The sequence below is a fragment of the Pontibacter sp. E15-1 genome (assembly GCF_022601975.1).
GTDB lineage: Bacteria > Bacteroidota > Bacteroidia > Cytophagales > Hymenobacteraceae > Pontibacter.
This window is the reverse complement of record NZ_JAKVIR010000055.1, coordinates 1-2916: the sequence shown is the minus strand read 5'-3', so window position 1 is coordinate 2916 and position 2916 is coordinate 1. Positions and strand designations below refer to the sequence as shown.

The 2916-nt window shown below is 41.6% G+C and carries 3 protein-coding genes; all 3 read right to left on the bottom strand.

Going from position 1 to position 2916, the window contains the following annotated elements; translation table 11 throughout:
* Window positions 1–192: 192 nt before the first annotated feature.
* Entirely contained in the window at window positions 193–1746 is a 1554-nt protein-coding gene (locus MKJ04_RS22675) for a T9SS type A sorting domain-containing protein (protein WP_241644477.1), read from the bottom strand.
* Window positions 1747–1840: 94 nt separating this feature from the next.
* A complete protein-coding gene (locus MKJ04_RS22670; RefSeq protein WP_241644475.1) occupies window positions 1841–2320 on the bottom strand; it encodes a hypothetical protein in 480 nt (159 codons plus the stop codon).
* A 46-nt stretch (window positions 2321–2366) separates the two neighbouring features.
* A complete protein-coding gene (locus MKJ04_RS22665) occupies window positions 2367–2837 on the bottom strand; it encodes a hypothetical protein (RefSeq protein WP_241644473.1) in 471 nt (156 codons plus the stop codon).
* Window positions 2838–2916: the final 79 nt, after the last annotated feature.

Sequence of the window (2916 nt, the reverse complement as noted above, 5' to 3'; positions counted from 1 at the left end):
ACTTAAGATAGCCTTTTTCTAATGCTTAAAAAAATAAGAAAAGCACCAATCTTCGAATAGCACCGTGCAACGGTCTCAACGCCTTTAAAACAACCCGGCAGGCCGGTGCAACTATAAAAGAGAATATGCTGTCAAACCCAAAAAAAATTGCTTGTGCAGGTATACGCCCCTGACCTCAACCGGGCCTGCATCCTATTGGCTTACCTTTACCACCTTCTTCACCACCTGTTGCTGGTTTGGGAAGGTGAGTATGAAGAGGTATAGCCCATCGGCGTACTTTGTTAAATTCACCTCCGCGCTAGTTTGCAGCCCTATCTGCTCCGCCATTATATTCTGTCCGACAGCGTTTACGACCTTTAAGTTGAACGTTGGCATACACTCGCCATTCAGGCTTACCTTAACTGAGCTGTTTGTAGGATTAGGATACAACTCTGCCTCTACAAGGCATGCCTGCGGCTCCGCGTCCACCGGATCCAGCCCGTTAAAATAGCTCTGGATGAAGTTGGGTAAACCCAGTGCTACATTTCCGTTTCTAAGGTCGAACTCCCTATGGTTCACCTTACAATTGAAACCGGGAGCATTAGGCTTACCGATAATCAACATGGTTTTATCTCCTTGGGTATTCGGGTTATTGTAAACATGATGGCTTGTGCCATAGATTTTGCCGTCTAGTCCTATTTGCAGGTCATAATAGCCAATGCCAAGGTCTCTTGGAGGGATGTTGGTGCTCTGATTGCCTTGGATGATGCTTTGCCCGGAGCCTATGATGGCCTCTTTGCTGCCAGCCTCCAAGTTATATTGGCGGATAACATCTTTATAAGCTGTTCCGCGTGGACTTAAGCAACTCACATAAAGTTTGGAATTGTCAGGGGAAAAAGAAATACCATACTGAGCCTCCAGCTTTCCAAGACTGATGTAGTTTGAGAGCATGCCAGTGGCTGGATTAAAATCAAAAAGATCAAACGGCCGCTCTACTTCAGAATCAACTGCACAAGCTAATCTCTTGCCGTCGGGTGATGCTTTCATCATGCCTCTAATCTCACTATTGCTTACCCTGCTATCATACAAATTACTGCTATGTTCGGAGCCAATGCGCTGCACAGCGGGCTTTGCTAAACCTGCTGCTGAAATCAAGTATACATAAAAAGCGTCGCTGTTCCACTCGTGAGTAATAAGCCAAAAGTCCCTGCCGTTGCTGTGCGGGACAGCTGTTATTTTCTCCGTTACATTTTCCTGAAGCAGGATATTATTGTCGGTGACTACAACATCGCCCATACTGTCGTCAAGATGCATATTTACCACCGAATACCGCACCTCGCAATTATATTCTGGAACTATTGCATCGATGATATACCCAAAGCTGCAGTTATATACATCAGCAGGAGGGCTGAAGCGGACGGAGAAAACGTAGTAGAGGTGTTCATGACCGGGTACAGGCACTATAAGTGTTGGTTGGCTAATAGCAGAGGGGCAATTCTTTGGAAACTCCTTGCTCCCTGGCATCAACTGGTGCTGTCTGTTCCAAATGTTCCTGCCGTTAGTGTAGAAAAGTAGCTTGCCCGTTTTTTTATCAGAAATAACGGCTGTAGCACTCTCTGTAACCAACGCCCCGTCTGTAAGTGGAACAGGTACTCCGTTGCTGAAGCTCAAGCCCGCCTTATTCCCAAAGTACCAATTAGTAGCCTCTTTCTGGGCATAAACCTTGAGGCTTACCAGAATTAGGAATAAGATAAACAATAGCCTCATAGAAATTTAGTGATACTGCAAAGTAAGGGAAACGTTAAGATTAACTAATTGTAGGTAGACAAACCCGCTATTAGTTGATCTTAACGTTTTACAATTACCTAAGCGAAGCTGGGAATAAGAAATTTTTAGAACGCTCTCTTATTAAATCTTTCCCATTTCTATGTATTGGAACAATGTTAACATAAACACCAGATGCAGCATCTTGGTTGGTTTTTATTGTAAATATAGTAGAAGTCGAAGGGACCTCTATTGTCCTACGGGAATTGGAAATTGAAGCGGGGGCGTTTATTACTGTAAAGCCATCGGAGAACTTAATCCTGAAATGAGCGGGCGATTTACTCTCCACTACTATATCATAAACGGCGTTAGGCTTAAGATGTGATAAATCTGTAACTTCTTGGCCATTCAAATCTAACAAATAGGCATCGAAATCTGTAATAGAATTTGTGCCAGATATTTGTTTAATATCTTTGCTATAGAGATTTGTTTTCTTATCAGACACCTCATCGTATTCTTGCGTATTGCACGCAAAAAACAGCAGTATTATAGGGATAAACAAAAATATGTTTTTCATGGTTTAAGGTTTTTTTGTTAAAAATTACGAATATTATTATTAGATATTACGGAAAAATTATAGAATCCTTTTTATGGAAACTATATGGAGATGTGGTGTAGCACTGGATTCGCATAAATCCATCAGTTAAAAAGTCGATTCCTGTGAAAGTTTTTATGTCGAAAGAAATAGTGTTGTTTGTTGCATCTTTTGAAACTCTATCTGGGGTAGAAGATGTGACCCAATTATAGTTAGGATACGCATGGTAACCAGTTTCAAACCCATCAAAATTATATGCTTGAATAAGTGGGGTATAAGGATAAGGCGATGTATTTAGTGCTAGAATTGTTACGTTATAAGCCTGACCTGCTTCAAATGATGTACCTGCGGCAAGAATGGGACCAAGTTGACGTGGATTCACAGAAGTTATCTTGCGCACGCTGACGCGATAGTAACCTAGATTACTATTTTTTTGTGCAAGGGCTGAGCCAACACAGCAAACTACTAGGAGTAGCAATAAAGTTAAGTTCTTTTTCATAAATATAACCCAAGTTGTGTGGTAGAGATCCTATGAATAAAAAAGGCATGGCACGTAATATTTAGTGACCAAACTAAAT

Bases quoted from the DNA above. Each gene is read 5' to 3' on its own strand.
- MKJ04_RS22665 (WP_241644473.1), bottom strand. From the start codon at position 2,837: ATGAAAAAGAACTTAACTTTATTGCTACTCCTAGTAGTTTGCTGTGTT.
- MKJ04_RS22670 (WP_241644475.1), bottom strand. From the start codon at position 2,320: ATGAAAAACATATTTTTGTTTATCCCTATAATACTGCTGTTTTTTGCG.
- MKJ04_RS22675 (WP_241644477.1), bottom strand. From the start codon at position 1,746: ATGAGGCTATTGTTTATCTTATTCCTAATTCTGGTAAGCCTCAAGGTT.